This is a genomic window from Paucilactobacillus kaifaensis (genome assembly GCF_005405145.1).
In the GTDB taxonomy this organism is placed as follows: domain Bacteria; phylum Bacillota; class Bacilli; order Lactobacillales; family Lactobacillaceae; genus Paucilactobacillus; species Paucilactobacillus kaifaensis.
In genome coordinates this window covers 1-18,649 of sequence record NZ_BJDM01000025.1, presented here as the reverse complement: position 1 = coordinate 18,649, position 18,649 = coordinate 1, and the positions used below count along the sequence as shown (strand labels likewise).

The 18,649-nt window shown below is 38.0% G+C and carries 16 protein-coding genes and 1 pseudogene; 11 read left to right on the top strand and 6 right to left on the bottom strand.

What is annotated here, in order from left to right; all coding sequences use genetic code 11:
- Positions 1 to 126: 126 nt before the first annotated feature.
- Positions 127 to 969, bottom strand: a complete 843-nt coding sequence (locus FFM51_RS08160) for a MurR/RpiR family transcriptional regulator (RefSeq protein WP_137598140.1) — start codon at positions 967 to 969, stop codon at positions 127 to 129.
- Between the two features lie 159 nt (positions 970 to 1,128).
- Here FFM51_RS08160 and gnd point away from each other — a divergent pair, with 159 nt between their 5' ends.
- The gene (gene gnd, locus FFM51_RS08155) at positions 1,129 to 2,037 is read left to right on the top strand and encodes a phosphogluconate dehydrogenase (NAD(+)-dependent, decarboxylating) (RefSeq protein WP_137598139.1); all 909 of its coding nucleotides are present in this window, start codon (positions 1,129 to 1,131) and stop codon (positions 2,035 to 2,037) included.
- 62 nt (positions 2,038 to 2,099) lie between these two features.
- Here gnd and FFM51_RS08150 read toward each other — a convergent pair whose 3' ends face one another.
- From FFM51_RS08150 to FFM51_RS08140, 3 genes are all read right to left on the bottom strand, one after another.
- Positions 2,100 to 2,858 carry an NADPH-dependent oxidoreductase gene (locus tag FFM51_RS08150; protein WP_137598138.1) on the bottom strand — a complete coding sequence of 253 codons (759 nt, stop codon included), beginning with the start codon at positions 2,856 to 2,858 and terminating at the stop codon, positions 2,100 to 2,102.
- Between the two features lie 21 nt (positions 2,859 to 2,879).
- A complete protein-coding gene (gene nrdI / locus FFM51_RS08145) occupies positions 2,880 to 3,341 on the bottom strand; it encodes a class Ib ribonucleoside-diphosphate reductase assembly flavoprotein NrdI (RefSeq protein WP_137598137.1) in 462 nt (153 codons plus the stop codon).
- A gap of 135 nt (positions 3,342 to 3,476) precedes the next feature.
- Positions 3,477 to 4,847: a hemolysin family protein gene (locus FFM51_RS08140; RefSeq protein ID WP_137598136.1), complete on the bottom strand. Its 1,371-nt coding sequence runs from the start codon at positions 4,845 to 4,847 to the stop codon at positions 3,477 to 3,479.
- 319 nt (positions 4,848 to 5,166) lie between these two features.
- On the opposite strand from FFM51_RS08140, the gene FFM51_RS08135 reads away from it, so the two are divergent.
- The 3 genes from FFM51_RS08135 (at position 5,167) to FFM51_RS08125 (ending at position 8,031) form a co-directional block, all read left to right on the top strand.
- Positions 5,167 to 5,637, top strand: a complete 471-nt coding sequence (locus tag FFM51_RS08135; protein WP_137598135.1) for an RrF2 family transcriptional regulator — start codon at positions 5,167 to 5,169, stop codon at positions 5,635 to 5,637.
- Positions 5,638 to 5,824: 187 nt separating this feature from the next.
- A complete protein-coding gene (locus FFM51_RS08130; RefSeq protein WP_137598134.1) occupies positions 5,825 to 6,910 on the top strand; it encodes a PTS sugar transporter subunit IIC in 1,086 nt (361 codons plus the stop codon).
- Between the two features lie 251 nt (positions 6,911 to 7,161).
- Entirely contained in the window at positions 7,162 to 8,031 is an 870-nt protein-coding gene (locus FFM51_RS08125; protein WP_170999602.1) for an ATP-binding cassette domain-containing protein, read from the top strand.
- Positions 8,032 to 8,152: 121 nt separating this feature from the next.
- Here FFM51_RS08125 and FFM51_RS08120 read toward each other — a convergent pair.
- Positions 8,153 to 8,926, bottom strand: a pseudogene (locus FFM51_RS08120) (aldo/keto reductase).
- A 185-nt stretch (positions 8,927 to 9,111) separates the two neighbouring features.
- Between FFM51_RS08120 and FFM51_RS08115 the strand changes: the two are divergent.
- From FFM51_RS08115 to FFM51_RS08105, 3 genes are all read left to right on the top strand, one after another.
- Positions 9,112 to 9,639 carry an NAD(P)H-binding protein gene (locus FFM51_RS08115; protein WP_137598132.1) on the top strand — a complete coding sequence of 176 codons (528 nt, stop codon included), beginning with the start codon at positions 9,112 to 9,114 and terminating at the stop codon, positions 9,637 to 9,639.
- A 62-nt stretch (positions 9,640 to 9,701) separates the two neighbouring features.
- Positions 9,702 to 10,538 (top strand): glutamate 5-kinase, encoded by an 837-nt coding sequence (proB, locus tag FFM51_RS08110; RefSeq protein WP_137598131.1) that lies wholly within the window; start codon positions 9,702 to 9,704, stop codon positions 10,536 to 10,538.
- The gene (locus FFM51_RS08105; RefSeq protein ID WP_137598130.1) at positions 10,531 to 11,772 is read left to right on the top strand and encodes a glutamate-5-semialdehyde dehydrogenase; all 1,242 of its coding nucleotides are present in this window, start codon (positions 10,531 to 10,533) and stop codon (positions 11,770 to 11,772) included. Before proB ends, FFM51_RS08105 begins: the two co-directional genes overlap by 8 nt.
- A gap of 154 nt (positions 11,773 to 11,926) precedes the next feature.
- Here the strand turns inward: FFM51_RS08105 and FFM51_RS08100 are convergent, their stop codons facing one another.
- Positions 11,927 to 13,072, bottom strand: a complete 1,146-nt coding sequence (locus FFM51_RS08100; RefSeq protein WP_137598129.1) for an ArgE/DapE family deacylase — start codon at positions 13,070 to 13,072, stop codon at positions 11,927 to 11,929.
- A 350-nt stretch (positions 13,073 to 13,422) separates the two neighbouring features.
- Here FFM51_RS08100 and FFM51_RS08095 point away from each other — a divergent pair, with 350 nt between their 5' ends.
- From FFM51_RS08095 to adhE, 4 genes are all read left to right on the top strand, one after another.
- On the top strand, positions 13,423 to 13,962 hold the full coding sequence (locus FFM51_RS08095; protein WP_137598128.1) for a hypothetical protein: 540 nt from the start codon (positions 13,423 to 13,425) through the stop codon (positions 13,960 to 13,962).
- Between the two features lie 79 nt (positions 13,963 to 14,041).
- Positions 14,042 to 14,749: a M15 family metallopeptidase gene (locus tag FFM51_RS08090; RefSeq protein WP_137598127.1), complete on the top strand. Its 708-nt coding sequence runs from the start codon at positions 14,042 to 14,044 to the stop codon at positions 14,747 to 14,749.
- A gap of 73 nt (positions 14,750 to 14,822) precedes the next feature.
- Positions 14,823 to 15,353 carry a DUF1836 domain-containing protein gene (locus FFM51_RS08085; protein ID WP_137598126.1) on the top strand — a complete coding sequence of 177 codons (531 nt, stop codon included), beginning with the start codon at positions 14,823 to 14,825 and terminating at the stop codon, positions 15,351 to 15,353.
- A gap of 490 nt (positions 15,354 to 15,843) precedes the next feature.
- Positions 15,844 to 18,447: a bifunctional acetaldehyde-CoA/alcohol dehydrogenase gene (adhE, locus tag FFM51_RS08080; protein WP_137598125.1), complete on the top strand. Its 2,604-nt coding sequence runs from the start codon at positions 15,844 to 15,846 to the stop codon at positions 18,445 to 18,447.
- Positions 18,448 to 18,649 lie beyond the last annotated feature (202 nt).

The following is an 18,649-nucleotide window of genomic DNA, read 5'->3' as shown; positions in this document are numbered from 1 at the left end:
AAAACACCTCCGAATAAATTTTACTTTTTTCGAACGTGCTTTTATATGTTTGTATCAAATTATAACTTCAGTTCCTTCTTAATCACCTTTTTTATTGGAACCATGGTATCCAAGTGCGTTTTATTACTACTCTCGTGTTTGCTTAATTACGCTGTTGATTTTAGCAAGCTTTGGACTGGATGTAGCAGCTTCATCACGCATGACTGACATGTATAGGCAATCAATGATACTCATTTGTGAGATAAGGGACGACAGAGCTTGAGAACGGTATTTGGAGTCATCTGAAACCGAATAAAAGGTAGTATCACCTAGTTTAGCTAGTTCAGATGATGAAAAACTTGTGATGACAATAATTGGCACATGATTACTTTTTAAAATACGGGCCATTTTCAATGTATCTAGATTACGTCCACTGTGTGAAATAACGATAGCACAATCATTTTCATCCATCTTAGCAGCTTGCATGAGGGCCATATGATAATCGGTATTAAAAACTGCATTTACTTGAGTTCGTAAAAATTTATGATAAGCATCCAGTGCGACGACATCTGAGGCACCTAAGCCAAAGAAACTGAGACGCTGACATTGTTGGATTAAAGAGACGGCCTTTGTTAATTTCGACTCGCTTAACAAATCTAACGTTTTGCTAAGTGAAGAACTATTTGAACTGAACACTTTTTGTGCAACTAAAATGTTAGGATCAGTCCGATCGATATCTGCTGAAATAGTTTCAGGTTGCTGAAGCTGTTGCTTGATAGCCAGCTGAAGTTCAGGATAACTCGCATAGCCTAGTCGTTTAGCAAATCGTGAAATAGTGGAAACAGAAGTATCTATTTGATCGGCAAGTGCTTGAATTGATTGTCGGTTGCTGGTAGTTAAATTATGTAAAAGAAAATCTGCGATTTTACGACTGCTAGTACCAAAGGTATCATATTTAGAATAAATTCGTTCAATTAACTGTAAAGCCATGTGTTATTCCCCCAGTAAAAGTGCTGATTCAGTATTTAGTATATCAAAGTTAGATTCATTTGCATATTTTTCATTCTTTTAGGTTGATTTTTGATAGTTATTTGCATATAATGAAACTCGTAAATAAATATGAAAATCAAAGAAAGAGGGATCTTTTACATGCGAGTTGGAATGATTGGCCTTGGTAAGATGGGTCTTAACCTAACGAAAAATATGGTGCGAAACGGAATTGAGGTTGTCGGATTTGATTTGGCAACTGATAATGTTAAAGCAGCACAAGAGGCTGGTGCAGTTCCAGCAAGTAGTTTAGAAGATCTAGTTTCTAAATTAGATCAACCACGGATTGCTTGGTTGATGTTGCCAGCCGGCAAGCCAACTGATGCAACAATTACTCAATTAACAACATTATTAGATAAAGATGATGTCGTTGTTGATGGTGGTAACTCATTTTACAAGGGTTCATTGAAGCACAATGAGTTGGTTACCGAAGCAGGGATGAAGTTCTTTGATTGTGGCACTTCTGGTGGCCAAAATGGTGCCTTGAATGGTGGTAACTTTATGATTGGTGGCGACGACGCAGCTGCATTTGATCAGCTATTAAAGCCAATCTTCGAATTAATTTCAGAACCAGATGGTTTCTTATACACTGGTGCTGCAGGTTCTGGTCACTACCTAAAAATGGTTCACAATGGTATCGAATACGGTATGATGGAGGCTATTGGTGAAGGTTTTGATGTCCTTGAAAACAGCCAGTACAACTATGACAATGAAGCAGTTGCTAAGCTGTGGAACCACGGTTCCGTTGTTCGTAGTTGGTTAATGGAATTGGCAGAAGATGCTTTTGCTGATGATCCTAAACTAGATAACTTACTTGGACGGATGCACTCATCTGGTGAAGGTCAATGGACGCTGCAAGAATCACTAGACATGGCCGTTCCAACACCAGTAATTGCACTATCATTGATGATGCGGTATGAATCAATGCGTGATGCAGACGATAACTTTACTGGTAAAGTGGTTGCTGCACTTCGTAATGGTTTTGGTGGCCATGCGGTTGATAAAAAGTAAATTAATAATTATGATTTAAAAAACGAGTAACGTGATTCGAACTGAATCAAGTTACTCGTTTTTTAATGTTCATGCAATAAAAAGCCTTGATGTTGTAAAGCTGAAAATATGGTCCTTCTATGTTTTGGTGATTTAGAAATTTGTCGCTCAATATTATGACGGAAGGTTTCAACTCGGGTATTGGTTCCCCTATGTTGATAATAATCCGTTAGTTGAGAGTCATAGTCATCCAAAATGGCAGAATAGTTAGCTGGGAGTGTATATTGATTTGCGAAGTGGCTTGTATCCAGTGGCAATCGAGGTTTTTGTTCAGGAATGGTCATAGGATAGCCAACTGCAATAGCAAAGACAGGAAATGTTAATTTTGGTAGCTTCAGCAGGTCAATCATTTGTTGAGGCTCGTTTAGAATGCTACCAAGGTAAACGGCACCTAGTCCCATGCTTTCAGCAGCTGCCGTGAGGGCTTCAGATGCGATTGAAGCATCGTAAACACCTGCAAATAGGCGATCTGTTTCTCCTAACAAGTCCGTTGATTGATCAGCAGCTTTTCCGATCAGATAATTACGATATTGATCGGCAATAAAAACAAACAAGTGACCGTTGTTTTCTGCATGTGAATGACCCGTAATTTCAGTAATTGCATGTTTAATGGCGGGGTCAGTCACACTGATAATGCTAAATTGTTGCATAAACATTGATGTTGCAGTATGCGAAGCAACTGATATTAATTGATCAATAGTTGCCTGGTCTAATTGTTGATTTTTAAAATTACGAATGCTGCGGTGGTTTAATAAATTTTTGAGCGTTTGGTTATTATCCATAAAAATCAGTTCTTTCTAAAATTACTGTGCTTTGGATTGATCTAATAAAATCTTGTAAATCCGTTCAATATCATTGGAAGTACCACGTAGTTCAAAATCAGCAATAAATGGCGCGTTGAACCGTTGGGCGTATCGCTTAGCAGTTAAGCAATACTGTTCATTAAAGTTACGGTTGCCACTTCCAATGACACCAACACATTGTCGCGCGTTGTTATGATACTGAATATATTCACCTAAAACATTGGTCATAAGTTCCTTAACGCCGGAGTCGATTCCATTGCCACCCTCCAAGTATGTCGGCACTGAAACGAAAAAGGGTTCTCTTTCGTCTGTAAAATCGGTTTGTTCGGTAACTTCGCGAGCAACGACTTCGGGTTGTGAACTGTCGATTGCGTGTTGTTGGCTTGCATAGGCACTAAAACGCTCCATAAAAGAGCGGGTGTTGCCTTCAATTGAAATATAAAGCATATTAATTGGATCCATAATTTCCTCTTCCTCCATATTAGCGAGTTTATCATCTTTAGTTATTCTACCTGTGATTGGCAAAAAGGGATACATTTTTATTAATTTATTGAAGAAAAAAGCAGCCTTGCTACAGCTGCTTTTTAATTTCATATCTTATTTCAATGTCTCAGCTGTAAAATCATCATCTACTGGGGTAATGTTGGTTTGCTTTGTTACCTTAAACCAATTGATGTATGAATTTTCGAAATCTAGTACTTCAAATTTGAAGTTTTGAATAGTAATCACATCACCAACCCGGATATTGGGGTAGTTATCAATGATGTATCCTGTAATTGTAACGACTTCTGAGAGATCGAATTCCTTAATTTCGGTTTGAAAATAACGCTCGAAATCATACGTCGTTGTTTTACCACTAATTTTGTATGAACCATCATCTTGTTTAAAGATGATTTCATCGGAGACATCATCAATTTCATCACGAACCGTGCCAAACAATTCTTCATAGATATCTTTATCAGTAATGATTCCACTGGTACCACCGTATTCGTCAACAACAACCACTATTGGTGTTCGTTTGTGGATCATTTGTTGAAGCACTGCAGTAATTGGAGTTGCCTCCGGGGTGGTTGAAATATGGCGAATGATTTTACTTAATGAGATATCGGAATCAGTATGTGATTGACGAATTAAATCATAATTATAGACGTAGCCGAGGATTTTATCTTTATCATTGTCAGCGACAACTGGCAAACGGCTATATTTTTCTTGAAGGTAAACTTTAATTGCTTCTTTAATGGAACTCTTAATATCAATTACTACCAATTGAGTCCGATCAATCATGATGTCTTTAGCAACTTTATCATTAAGATCAAAGGCTCGTTGCATGTATAATAGATCGTTTTTCTCAAGCTCACCACCAGCAACTGCGTTACGTGACAAACTGAGAATTTCACCCTGTGATAATACCTCATCAGCCTCGTCAGCTGGTTTCAGCCCAATCATCTTAACGACGCCATTTGCTGAAACATTAAGTAACCAAACAAATGGATAAAAGGCAATATGGAATATATGCAGTGGGGTAGTCACAAACATCATGACATTCATTGGCATATCAATGGCCACATTTTTTGGAACGATTTCAGTAAATACCACTTCAAGGTATGTCAAAATTAACACACCTAGTATGGCACCAATAACATGCAAACCACCTTGTCCGATGGGGAGATGGGAAAGATCGACTACATCAAGCAACAGTGTTTCAATAGTTGATTCTCCAATCCAACCTAAAATAATCCCGCAGACTGACACACCAACTTGAGTAGTAGAAAGATACTCATTTAAATTAGTAACCATCTTGATTGCCCGGTTTAACTTAACGGACGGTTTTTCACGTTCTTCTTGGGCCTCTTGTAATGCAGTTAAACGTGTTTGCACAAGGGCAAATTCTGCAGCCACAAAAAAAGCGGCAAACAAGAAAGTGATTAAAATAATCACAAGATTAATTATTATCTGACCACTATCCAACAACTATTCCTCATTTCTTGGGTCAATAAACCATTTATTGTGGAAAATAAATTCCCACAGTTTAAATAATGGTACCTAAAATCGCTTATAAATGCAAATAATATCAATGATTAGCTTTAATCAAACAACACTTTATAATAATAAGGAAATTCTAATTTAAAAATTTACTTTGAAGTGATTATTTGGTTAATCAAGATAAGTAAATTAGCTTTTAGACGTGGCTTAGTTGAACAAATGGTTTAAAATAAAATGGTAATTTAGCGCATTAATTGTTATAACTAAAGATAAAGTAAATTATTATTGAAGGAGAGTTAACGCCATGCGCCTTGATTTTTCGGTAGCAGTTCATAGCTTATTATACTTAGATCAAAATCGTGATCGCAGAATTGCCAGTCGGGAGCTTGCTCAATCACTGAGTCTGAATCCAGTGATGATTCGTAATATTCTTTCCTTATTACATAAAAATAATTATGTAGAGGGCAGTGTTGGTAAAAACGGTGGTTACCGGTTAATAAAGTCGTTAGAAGATTGCAATGTAGGAGAGCTATATGACTTAACAATTCCACCAACGATCAGCTACGCACGTTTTATTACAGGTGATACCGAGGAACTAGACCAAGCAGATTCAACTGAAATATCTGGCAATATAAAGGAAACATTGACGGATTTATTTACTTTGGCGGATGAAGATTACCGGCGGTTTTACCATCAATTTACACTTGCCGACTTAAAAGAAGATATTAATCATCATGGTTATTTTATTAATAAGGTGCAAGGAGAAAATAAATAGGTAATTTTATTATATGGTTGGAAATGGGTTTTATTACTGTTTTCAACCCTTTTTTATTTGCTAAGTCAATTTTTTACCAAAAAGTGATTGACAGTTATTGATAAAGATGATTAAATTATCATCAAGTTCTCATCATATTTTAATAATACATAGCTTCATCGGGAACAATTTTAAGGGGGATACATATATGCAAAATACACAAGTGGCAGACGGCAAAATGTCTGTTAAGGATTATGTTTACAATGTTTCGGCTGCAGTTTCAAATGCTATTTTAGTTATGTTAGGTGTCGGGCTATTATTCCAATCAGTAGCAAACATTGTTCACTGGAATCAGCTATATCAAATCGGAGCGATTGCACAAGTCCTTTTACCAGCGGGATTTGGAGCAGCTGTGGCTTCACAATTGAAAGTTAATACGTTAGTTATGTTTAGTTCTATGATTTCAGCCACGGTTGGTGCCAACGCGGTTTACTTTACATCATCAGCAGTTAATGGGGCGACCGCAACCGGCTGGCAGATGCATGAGGCTGCTTCGAGTATGATCTTTGCTAGTGGGCAACCTATTAGTGCCGTACTTGCTGCTATCATTGCCGTAATGGTTGGTAAATACTTAACTGGTAAAACACCACTTGATATGATGTTAGTACCATTAGCATCGACATTTGTGGGTACGATGTTTGGTTTAGGAGCTGGAGCTGTCACAACACCTGCTTTGAATGCTTTGAGTAAGTGGGTTTCAGGTGCAATGACAGTTAGCCCATTAATTGGATCAATGGCTTTATCATTAGCTTTTGCAATCTTTTTGATGACGCCCGCTTCTTCAGCTGCGTTAGCAATTGCGATTGCACTAGATCCAATTTCCTCAGGTGCCACTTTAATTGGAACCACTGCTCAATTCGTTGGTTTCTTAGTAATGTCGTTTCAAGAAAATAACGTTGGTGCTAATATCGCACAGGGTTTTATTACACCAAAAGTTCAGTTCCCCAATCTTTTGAAAAATCCGCGCCTGTGCTTACCGACATTTGTCGCTGCGATGGTCAGTGCTGCGGTAGGAACATTATTCTTCCATTTTAGCGTGCCGTACACGATCGGTGGACTGGGTTTAACATCACTGATTGCCCCAATTAACTTGGCATCAACTAATATGCATTCATTTTGGATTTATCTCTTCTGTGGTGTGTTGTTACCAGCAATCATCTCAGTCGCCGGATACAGATTAATGCGAGTATTCCACTGGGCAGAACAAGATGACCTTCATTTGGAGATTGTTTAAAAAGAGCGCAAACAAGGACGTTTAGATGTCGTAGACTTAATTCAAAAAGCCAAGTAAGTAATCACAATCCGATTACTTACTTGGCTTTAATTTTGCTTAAAAGGCAAGCAAGGATGAACACATTTCAACTAGAGTAGTTATCGATTAATAACAAGAAAAGTTCCTAATCCGCAATTTCACTTGTATAATTACTACGTGCATGTACAATTGACTTAATATTGACATGAATTAATAGAGACGGAGTGAGACTATTGACAGTTATTAAGATTAAATCACTGAGCAAAGAAGTTCAGAAAAAATTGGTGTTAAATGATTGGACCATTGATTTTAATCCAGCAACAATTAGTGCATTTTGTACGAATAAACCTGAATCAATTAACGTATTTTTTCAATTACTTTTGGGTAAAGAAAAGGAAGCTCGTAAAACAATTAGTCTGGATGGATTAGATGCATACAAAGATCGAAAAAAAATCGTTCCCCAAATTGGATATAAAAATGAAGAAATAAAACTAACTAAACACGGTGACGTGCAACAACTGCTAACGACAATAATCAAAAAAAATGAGCGAGCCTTAAAGTTAGACTACGCTGAAAAAATAGTAAAACAATGTCATATTGACCTAAACAGTAAGCTAGCCGATTTAAGCGATGGAGAAAAACAACAACTAGAAATTATTCTTTTTACCGTACAAAAATTACCATTGATATTGCTCGATCAGCCTACCAAATCTATGAATGATAAACAGGCCACACAAACTTGGCAGTTACTACACGATTATGTGAAAAAAACCAACGCAACAGTTATTTTTATCAGTGATAGTTTTGAAGAAATGCAGCAGTACGCTGACAGTATTGTATACGTGAAAAATGGTAGAATTACAAATCAAAGAGAATTGGTAACACATGACAGCATTGATTCAACAGTAACGATTACTGGAACGGGCTTTCCAATCGAACTAGCTCAAAAAATTGGAGCAACTGTTATTCAGGAGGCACCGCGTGAAACAAAGATAGTCTTTTCCGGAACAATTCAAGCTTTATTGCCACTGTTAGAACAAACGGGAATTACGGATGTTCGAATTGCAGATGCGACAATTGAAGATGAGTTAATGATTTATTAGAGCATTCAAATAAGTAGGATAATCTGTCTTTTTATTATGTTTTAGCAATAATGTTCGTTAAACAGTAATGAAACAAGTCAAAACCACAGTTTTACCCTGTTTCTAATAATTTAAAATTATTTCAAATCATTAAAAATTTGATCAATTTTTTGATATTCATTATCAGCGCTATAACATTGTCAACCGCTTGTTGTGGCCGTTTGGCACCAGGAATAACAACTGAAACTAGTGGATTTTGTAGATACCATGCAAGTACGACTTGAGCGATGGTGGCATTATGGACCTTAGTAATTGGGTCTAGCCGGTTAATATCAGTAACGATCGATTGAAATCGTTGACCTTGAAAGTCGAGATTTAAGGTACGAATGTCATCTGATGTAAAAGTCGAATTAGTTTTGTATTTACCGGTCAATAAACCAGAGGCTAGTGGAAAATAAGGCACAAATGAGATTTAGTGTTCATGCAGATATGGCATAAGCACCTGTGCATTAGCACGATGCAGCAAACTACATTGATCTTCAACGATATCCACATAACCATCTTGGTTAGCCTCTTTAACTTGGTTAAATGAAAAATTAGAAATGCCAATTGCTCTAATTTTACCGGCTTCTTTTAATCATTGTAGTGCCCCAACTGCTTCGTATTTAGGTGTATGGTTGTCTGGAAAATGAATATAAAAGATATCCAAATAATCTGTTTTGAATCGTTTTAAACTTTCTTCAATAGCGTTAGTTAGAAATTTAGGATTATTTTCCATAACTTGAGAACCGTCTGCTGCGAACACATGGGCGGCTTTGGATGCTAAAATGATTTGGTGGCGATCGGAGGTGCTGATAACTTCGCCGATTAGTTCCTCAGACCGTCCTTTATCATACGCATAGGCAGTATCTAACATTTTAACGCTATGTTCGAGAGCTGTTTGTCCAATTGTAACGTCTGAATGTTTCATATTAATAAAATACCTCCCAGTGGTAGAAAATATCAAGACAATGATATGTTTGAATAAACCTCTTTTACACCGGCAGTTTAGCACTAATCTTTAAAAATAATTACATATTTTGATTAAGGGAGGGACGGTAGTTGAAAATACTGATAGTAACTAACAAAAAAGATGAACTTTGGAGTCTAATCAAAATTCAAACTACTGTGGCTGGGGCGAGCGTGGTAACTGGGCAACAGTTTAATAATCCCACGGCAACAGATCTTATTTGGCTACCAAATGCAGCAAGTGTGGACAATGATGTTTTTGAACTAGTTGATGCAATTGATCAGCGCAAGATAAATCCACAAAAAATTGTAATGCTTGCAGTTGCAGGAATCAACGATGAAGTTGAACCCACGCAACTCGAGCAACGGTTTGGCTCTCAGTATAGTGATACTATTTTGGCATATCAGTATGCAGTTAAAATGATTGATGAGCTGGAACTGCCGTATACAGTTATTCGAGCAGCCAAGACCATAGTTGAGCCAACTACGAGTGTTATCAGCAACGAAGGTCAACCGATATTGGGAACTCAAATTGGCGAGCGTCAATTGGCACTGTTGGTTGCTAAAGCGGTACTAACAGATCAATATTTAAATCAATCAATCGGGATTGCGGATAACTAATAGTTGTTTAAATGTTAGAAATTGATTAGAATAGGGAAAACAATTTAGATGTAGGTGAAGAAATGAAGCAACGACCGCAATTAATTGATCCGAAACGAATCGTAGTCAAGATTGGAACCAGTAGTCTCATTTATCCTGACGGACAGTTGAATTTAAAGACAATGGACGAGTTAGCGTTCGTGTTGAGCGCGATCCGTAAGCGTGGTCGGCAAGTTATATTGGTTTCCTCTGGGGCAATTGGAGTGGGACTAAATCAACTACAGTTAAAACAACGTCCGGCTGATATTGCATCACAACAGGCCATTGCAGCAATTGGGCAAAATGAATTAATGGCAATCTTTAATCAGCGCTTTGCCAGCTATGGGCAACAAATTGGCCAAGTATTATTAACACATGATGTGATGGATTATCCAGTTAGTAAGCAAAATGTACTTAATACGTTTGAAAAGTTAGTTGCTATGAATACGATTCCGGTAGTTAATGAAAATGATACGGTTGCCATAGATGAGTTGGATCATCGCACTACATTTGGTGATAATGATCAATTATCTGCATTAGTGGCAACATCACTACAAGCTGATCTATTAATAATTTTATCTGATATTGACTGTTTATACAGTGCTGATCCACGGACTAACACGCAGGCGGTACCGGTTCCATTAGTTACTAGTGTGACGGATGAACTTTTTTCAGATGCTGGTGGTAGTGGGACTAGGTTTGGTACCGGCGGGATGGTCACCAAATTGAAAGCTGCTGAAAAAATGATTAATGCTGGCGGTCAAATGGTGTTGGCCAACGGTGAGGACCCTAAGATCATTTTTGATATTTTAGCAGGGCAATCAATCGGAACGCTTTTTACGTCTGGCGCACATATGAAAGGGTTGAAACGACATGGATGATTTGATAGAAATGGGGCAGCTTGCACAACAAGCAGAACAGCAATTATCGCAGTTGAAAACAAACACCAAAAACGATGTCCTACGGCAGATGGCTGAGCAGCTACGTCAACAAAGTGCTGAAATTGTGGCAGTCAATAAATCTGATCTTGCTCAAGCAACCCAGTTACCTGATAACTTTGTGGATCGTTTAACTCTTGACGAATCAAGAATTGAACAGATGGCCCAAGGGCTAGAACAAGTTGCAACACTACCCGATCCGATTGGAAATGTTGATAAAATGTGGCGGACAGAAGATGAACTCCTCGTAGGTAAACAACGAGTGCCTTTAGGTGTAATTGGCATAATCTACGAAGCTCGTCCAAATGTGACTGTTGATGCATTTGCGTTAACGTTTAAAAGTGGTAACGCAGTCGTATTGCGAGGTGGCAATGAGGCCCTACAGACCAATGCTTATTTAGTAAAGTGTCTTCAGACTGTTTTAATAAATAACCAATTGAATGAGCACGCCGTGCAAATTTTGCATGATACTTCACACGAAACGGCACAAAAGCTAATGGAGCTAACCGAGTATCTGGATGTTTTAATTCCACGCGGAAGTGCCCGATTAATTCAGACGGTAGTTCAGCATGCAAAAGTTCCAGTAATTGAAACTGGTGCCGGCAACTGCCATATTTATGTTGATGAGTTTGCGCAACTAAAAATGGCTACAGATATTGTTGTAAATGCTAAAACACAACGACCATCGGTTTGTAATGCAGCTGAAAAGTTGGTTATTCATTCATCAGTTGCGACCCAGTATTTGCCAGTGATTGCTAAAGCTTTGGCAGCCTTTAACGTGGAATTACGTGGGGATGAACGGGCAAAAGCAATCCTTCCTACTATTGAAGCAGCTACAGAAGATGATTGGGGCCGTGAGTATAACTATTATATTATGGCTATTAAAGTAGTTGATTCGGTTGATGAAGCAATTAAACACATCAATCATTACAATACAAAACATTCAGAAGCAATTATTACTGATAACTATGAGAATAGTCAGCGCTTTTTGCAACAAATTGATGCAGCATGTGTTTATGTAAATGCATCTACGCGATTTACGGATGGATATAAGTTTGGTTTTGGAGCAGAAATCGGCATCAGCACCCAAAAACTCCATGCTAGAGGACCAATGGGATTAAATGAACTGACATCATCAAAGTATATTATTTATGGAGAGGGACAAACAAGGGTGTGAATTGAGACAAATAGGTTTCGTGGTTTAGGCAAAAATAACCAATTAATAAATCGTCCTTTGATTTATTAATTGGTTATTTTGATTTAGCCTCAAACATCTATCTTAATAAACAAGTTTAAGCAATTAAACAGTATTACTACGTATTCCAAACTATTTATTTACCACAGGTCAATAAGGCAACGTGTCGGTATGTTTCACTAACTTTCAAAAAGTTATCAATTTTAACGGTTTCATCAATACTATGAGCATCATTCCACTCACCAGCCCCTAACACAATCTTTGGAAAATTATGTGGGTCCTTAACATACTCTGAAGCGTCAGTTGCACCATGAATAATGTCTAACTCAGGAGCTGCACCGAAGGCTTGCTGGCGAGCTTGTTTGATTACAGTGATAAAACCAACATTGGGGTCATTGACAACTGGATCAAAACTGAAATTGACGTCTAATTCCAAATTATTTTGCGGCTGTGTGTTTAAGCGATCAATCACGGCTTGCAATCGTTGTACGGATTGGTTCGCATTGAATTCAGGAATCGGCCGAATATTACCCTGCAAACTAGCGAATTCAGGAATGCTGTTAACCTGTTGACCACCATTAATTACAGTGACACTGTGTACTAATGGGCCTAGTACGGGACTCACAGGTGCATCATCGAAAGCATTTTTTTCGTCATTAATAAAGTTGACTAAGTTGGTAATAGCGTTGTTACCGCGCTCGGGCATTGAACTATGAGCACCGGTACCGTATGAATTAACAGTATAGTCAATTGACCCACTATGGGCATAAATGATATTACCACTGGTTGGTTCACCAAGAATCATTGCACTAACATCATGAACGTAACCGCTCTTGGTAAGTTCACGAGCTCCCATGGCACCTAATTCCTCACCAACGGTACCAATGAAGCGAATTCGACCAGACAAGTCCACGTTTGCTTGTTTTAGTTCAATCATAGCAATCATCATTGCGGCCAGACCAGATTTCATATCGGCTGAACCGCGACCATAAACTGAGTCGCCAATAACGGAGCCACTAAAGGGATCGTGATGCCAATTATTCGGATTACCAACTGCAACAGTATCCAGATGTCCAGCTAATGCTAAAACAAATGGACTATCTGTAGGTCCAATTTCAGCAATGATACTGGCACGATGCTCTGCATATGGGATTATTTTAGCTTGAATGTTGTACTGGGCGAAAGTAGCTGCAATAAATTCAGCCATCTGCTGTTCGTTGCCATTGGCAGAATTAATTTGAACCAATGATTGTAGCAATTTTATTTTTTGTTGTTGTTCCAAAGATAATAGCCTCTTCTCATTATTTTCTAATCTAGTTTACACCAGTTATCCTGAAAATTCGAGTTTGACAAGTCCACTCAAAGCTGGTTTAATTATTACAATTAGATGAGAGAGGTTTTCCTAATGAATAATCAGTCCACTCAGTTTAATTTTAGTTTCTTTAGATAGCGTCCAAGTCGCTTAAGATTTGGACGCCTGTTGACTTGCGTCCATGTCTGAGGAAACTTTTCCGGTAGATGTGGGAATCTACTGGAGCTCAAAATGAAATTAACTCCGTTAGATTTAAGCAAGTTTGCTTAGAACTAACGGTTTTTTATTTGATTAAAAGAGCTTATAAGGGAGTGCTTTAGATGCGTATAATTCATACTCTGGGTCCGGAAAGTACCGATAGCGTTGCTGCAGCGGCCCATATTCCAGAAGACGATAAACACCAGCTTGTTTTGCATGACAGCTTTGACGAGATCATTGCAAATTTGAATCAATATTGTGGTGATTACTTTTTAGTTCCAGCAGCATATCAAAGTAAACAAAGTAACTTTGGTTGGCGCGAATTGAGCTATCAATATTGGGATCAGCTAACGTTAGAAAGTGTTTATCACCATCCATTAAAAACGATGTGTCTGATTGAGAACCAATCCTTTAAACAAGACAAAGCGATTATTCATCCGGCAACGACTAACTTGCTGAATAGTTATTTGGATAAAAAGAGTCTGACGCTTCCGATTCATTATGCTGGCAGTAAGGCGAGTGCATATGAAAAATTTGTTCGAGATCAATATCGATTCAGTATTGTTAGCCAAGATTCATTAACTGCACAATCAGATTATCAGATTTTACAAACCTATCATCCAGACATGGTATGGTGTTTATATCATATTGTTAAGAAATAAAAAATTCATGCAAATTACACCTTAGTGACAATTAACCGTGATAGACTGAGTATAGTAAGAGAAAAAGGACGGATTAGTTGTGAATTGTAAAAAGATGGTACGTGTGTTAGTGATTGGCACTGTGTTGCTAGCGCTGGCGGGGTGCAGTACTAGAAATAATAAAGTAAGCAAAAAGACGGCGGCCCAAGTACCACAATCTGCGCGGCAAAGTGATTGGAATTTGAAGGTTGTTAACGTAAAACATACAGTGAATTCGAATTTTAAGCCTACTTTGAGCACTGTTGATAATGGTCAACAACTTGATTCGCGGGTGGTAACTAGTTATAACGAACTGAGGAATGCAGCCACAAAAGCGGGAGTGCCTTTGGTTGGTGGTTCGGGTTACCGGTCATACGAACATCAAGTGAGTGTGGTTAATCGAAATATTGCTGAATACGAAGCTAAGGGGATGACTGCCACGGCTGCTAAAAAAGAAACTTTAAAAACGGTTAATCCAGCAGGGTCAAGCGAACATCAAACAGGATTGGCGATGGATTTTGTGACGCCAAGTGAGAATGCAGCGGGTAGTGATGTGACTCAGGCATTTGCCAAAACTAACCAAGGAAAGTGGCTTAAACAAAATTCATGGAAGTACGGATGGATTTTGCGTTATCCTAAAAATGGTACGAGCACGACGTATATTGATTATGAGTCCTGGCATTTTCGGTATGTTGGCAAAACAAATGCTAAATATATGCATGAACATAATTTAACACTAGAAGAGTATGTGGCTAAGTTACCTAAGTAATGGTCAGAGATGATCTAGTTTACAAAACTAGATGAATGCGTTATCATGAAGTTAAATAAACGGGGTGAATAAGATGGATGCAATGGCGGAATATCAACGGTGGGAAGATTCATTAGCAAAGGTTAATTTACCTAGGTGGGATGAGCTACCAAATTTTGATTTGTACATGGACCAAGTAGTAGCGTATGTTAATAATCTTATTGGTTCCTTAGGACTTGATTTGGTGACACCGGCAATGATCAATAATTATGTTAAACATAAGGCAATTTTGGCGCCAATCAAAAAGAAATACCAGGTTATGCATGTTGCAGATATTTTAGTGATTAGCTTGCTAAAAGCAACTTTCCCAATTGATGTTATTCGATCCGGAATGGACCAGGTAACGTTACGTAAATATCCAAAACAAGCTTACGATCACTTTGTAGACTTGTTAGTAGCTCGCCTACAAAGAAAGCCGGTAGTAGATATTAAGGCTAAATCAATCAATGAAAATTTAATGGAAGTGGCAGTAGAAAGCGTTGTAACAAAGCTAAAGGCGGAAGAATTACTACGAATAATGGAAAAATCAGGTAAGCCACAGAGTATTAAGAGTGTAAAACAATAAGAGCGTGAGCAGTCGCGTTTAAAAGTCGTAGTGTAACATTAAAAATGCTAATACATGGTGATTTGCCATGTATTAGCATTTTTAATGTTACACGGAGACTTTTGCGGCTGCGAGCGCGTTTAGTCAATTAAGATAGAACGTGAAAAAAATTTTCTCAAAAATTGAATGTGTGAACGTTGGTGTATTTACAAATCAAATAGAAAGCGCTTTCAAAATTAATCTTAAGAAATTAGACATAAAAATAGTTAATGTCAGCAAAAAAATGTTAAATTATGAAAGCGATTACATTTAGTTAAAAAGTTCACAAGATATTTGAACAATTCTATATTTATCTAGAAAACTAGTTTGTGAAATAAATACGCTGATTTTAAAGTGTTCTCGCTGCTGATAATTTTATTTAAACAAAGGCCTTTACAAAAAAAGATATTGATATATAATAATGATTGTGAATTAGTTAACAATTAAATTATCGGACGTGGAGGTAAGAGGAATGCTTAAAGAACCCAAAACAAAAGAAGTTAATGTAGATGAAACTATTGAAAAGTTAGTGGCTGCTGGCCATGTGGCATTGAATAAATTAGACGATTATGATCAAGAGACAATTGATCACATTGTGCACCAAATGGCTATGGCTGCACTAGATAAACATATGTTATTAGCTAAATTGGCTTATGAAGAAACTGGTCGCGGTGTGATCGAAGATAAAGCCGTTAAAAATATTTACGCTTCAGAATATATTTGGCATTCAATTGCTCACGACAAAACGGTCGGCGTGATTAAAGATGATAAGGAACGTCAATTAATTACTGTTGCAGAACCGCTAGGAGTGATTGCTGGAATTACACCGGTAACTAATCCAACCTCAACAACAATCTTTAAATCATTAATTGCTGTCAAGACTAGAAATCCAATCATTTTTGCATTTCATCCCCAAGCACAAAGTTCAAGTGCAGCGGCAGCTAAGATCTTGCTAGATGCTGCTGTTAAGGCAGGGGCACCAGAAAACATTATTCAATGGGTAGAACAACCCAGCATAGAAGCAACGACTTCATTGATTAATAACGACGGAGTTGCCAGTGTATTGGCTACTGGTGGTCCAGGAATGGTTAAGGCCGCTTATTCAACTGGGAAACCAGCGTTAGGTGTTGGTCCTGGTAATGGTCCTGTGTATATTGAAAAAACCGCTCGAATTAAGCGAGCTGTTAATGATATTTTACTTTCAAAAACATTTGATAACGGAATGGTATGCGCATCTGAAAACAGTGCTGTCGTTGATGATTCAATCTACGATGAAGTTAAAGCCGAGTTTAAAGCTCACAATGCTTACTTTGTTGCTAAGAAGGATCAAAAAGCGTTAGCCGATGCAATGTTTGATGAAAAACGCGGTGGTGTAAAAGGCCCAATTCCTGGTATGTCAGCCGTCAAAATTGCTGCATTAGCAGGAATTAAGGTTCCTGAAGACACTAAAATTTTAATTGCAGAAATTACCGGCGTTGGCCCACAACAACCACTTTCTCGTGAAAAGTTAGCACCCGTTTTGTCAATGTATCATGCTAAAACGCAAGAAGAAGCATTCCAAACTTGTGATGATCTACTCCATTTTGGTGGCTTGGGTCACACCGCTGTTATCCAATCAGAGGATGATGACTTAATCTTGAAATTTGGTTTGAAGATGAAGGCTAGCCGGGTAATTGTTAATACACCATCTGCATTGGGTGGTATTGGTAACATGTACAATGAAATGATTCCTTCATTAACATTAGGAACTGGTTCATGGGGTAAAAACTCCATTTCTCATAACGTTTCTTCATTTGATTTACTGAACGTTAAAACTATTGCAAAGCGGCGAAATAATATGCAGTGGGTAAAATTACCTCGAGTTTACTTTGAAAAGACTTCTGTTCGTTACTTAGAGGATATGCCAGATGTTAAGAAAGTAATGCTAATAACTGGACCAAGCATGGTTAAGTACGGTTATGCTGACATTGTGGTTAACGAATTGAAACGTCGTCCAAATGGTAATCAGATTCAATATGAAATCTTCTCAGATATCGAGCCAGATCCATCGACTGATACGGTTGAACGTGGAGTTCAGCAGATTCGTGAATTTGAACCAGATACAATTATTGCTTTGGGTGGTGGATCACCACTTGATGCTGCCAAGAATATGTGGTTATTTTACGAGCATCCAGAAGCTAGTTTCTTCGGTGCTAAGCAAAAATTCTTGGATATTCGGAAACGAACTTACAAATTTGGCACAGCCAACAAGGCTAAGTTTGTAGCCATCCCAACTACTTCTGGAACTGGATCAGAAGTGACACCATTTGCTGTCATTACAGATAGCAAGACTCATGTTAAGTACCCATTAGCTGATTATGCATTGACGCCCGATGTTGCGATTGTTGATTCTCAGTTTATCGAAACGGTACCTAAGCGGACAATCGCTAATTCAGGATTGGATGTTTTAACTCATGCAACAGAATCATTCGTGTCAGCATTGGCTTCAGACTACACTCGTCCATGGTCGTTGCAAGCTGCTAAGTTAGTTTTTGACAACTTGACTGCTTCATACAACGGGGACGCCCATGCCCGTGAAGAAATGCATAATGCTTCCACACTGGCGGGGATGGCATTTGGTAATGCATTCCTTGGAATTAACCATTCAATTGCTCATAAATTAGGTGGTGAATTTGGGTTAGATCACGGACTATGTATTGCAATTACGTACCCACACGTTGTTCGCTATAACGCTAAAGAACCGCGTAAGTTACAAGCTTGGCCTAAGTATGAGTACTTCCGTGCCAACAAAGACTATGCAGACTTGGCTCGTTACGTGGGTGTGCAAGGATCAACTGATGAAGAGTTAATTGAAGGATTAGTACAAAAGTTCATCGAGTTAGCTCATTCGGTTGGGGTTAACCTTAGTTTAAAAGGCAATGGTGTTAAGAAAGCTGACTTTAACAAGGCAGTTGATAACATGGCCGAACTAGCTTATGAAGATCAATGTACTACTGCTAATCCAAAGGAACCGTTGATTGCCGATTTGAAACAAATTATGATTGATGATTTTGAAGGAACTAATGTAGAAAAATAGAGTGCGACCAGCTACAGCTAATGGCTGGAGGTTAAAGATAAAATAAACGGTATGATTCAATTTTTGAATCATACCGTTTATTTTTTTGTTAGCTGTAAGCCTTTGTGGCTGGTTACAAGTTTTATCGGGTCTTCGTCAAATAGTATTGGTGAATATCTCGATATCGGAACACCCTTTTGGGTGTTCTTTTATTTTACAATTA

Coding starts and splice junctions, on each gene's coding strand:
- FFM51_RS08160 (WP_137598140.1), bottom strand. CDS start 969: ATGGCTTTACAGTTAATTGAACGAATTTATTCTAAATATGATACCTTT.
- nrdI (WP_137598137.1), bottom strand. CDS start 3,341: ATGGATCCAATTAATATGCTTTATATTTCAATTGAAGGCAACACCCGC.
- FFM51_RS08105 (WP_137598130.1), top strand. CDS start 10,531: ATGGATGATTTGATAGAAATGGGGCAGCTTGCACAACAAGCAGAACAG.
- FFM51_RS08095 (WP_137598128.1), top strand. CDS start 13,423: ATGCGTATAATTCATACTCTGGGTCCGGAAAGTACCGATAGCGTTGCT.
- FFM51_RS08135 (WP_137598135.1), top strand. CDS start 5,167: ATGCGCCTTGATTTTTCGGTAGCAGTTCATAGCTTATTATACTTAGAT.
- gnd (WP_137598139.1), top strand. CDS start 1,129: ATGCGAGTTGGAATGATTGGCCTTGGTAAGATGGGTCTTAACCTAACG.
- proB (WP_137598131.1), top strand. CDS start 9,702: ATGAAGCAACGACCGCAATTAATTGATCCGAAACGAATCGTAGTCAAG.
- FFM51_RS08150 (WP_137598138.1), bottom strand. CDS start 2,858: ATGGATAATAACCAAACGCTCAAAAATTTATTAAACCACCGCAGCATT.
- adhE (WP_137598125.1), top strand. CDS start 15,844: ATGCTTAAAGAACCCAAAACAAAAGAAGTTAATGTAGATGAAACTATT.
- FFM51_RS08085 (WP_137598126.1), top strand. CDS start 14,823: ATGGATGCAATGGCGGAATATCAACGGTGGGAAGATTCATTAGCAAAG.
- FFM51_RS08130 (WP_137598134.1), top strand. CDS start 5,825: ATGCAAAATACACAAGTGGCAGACGGCAAAATGTCTGTTAAGGATTAT.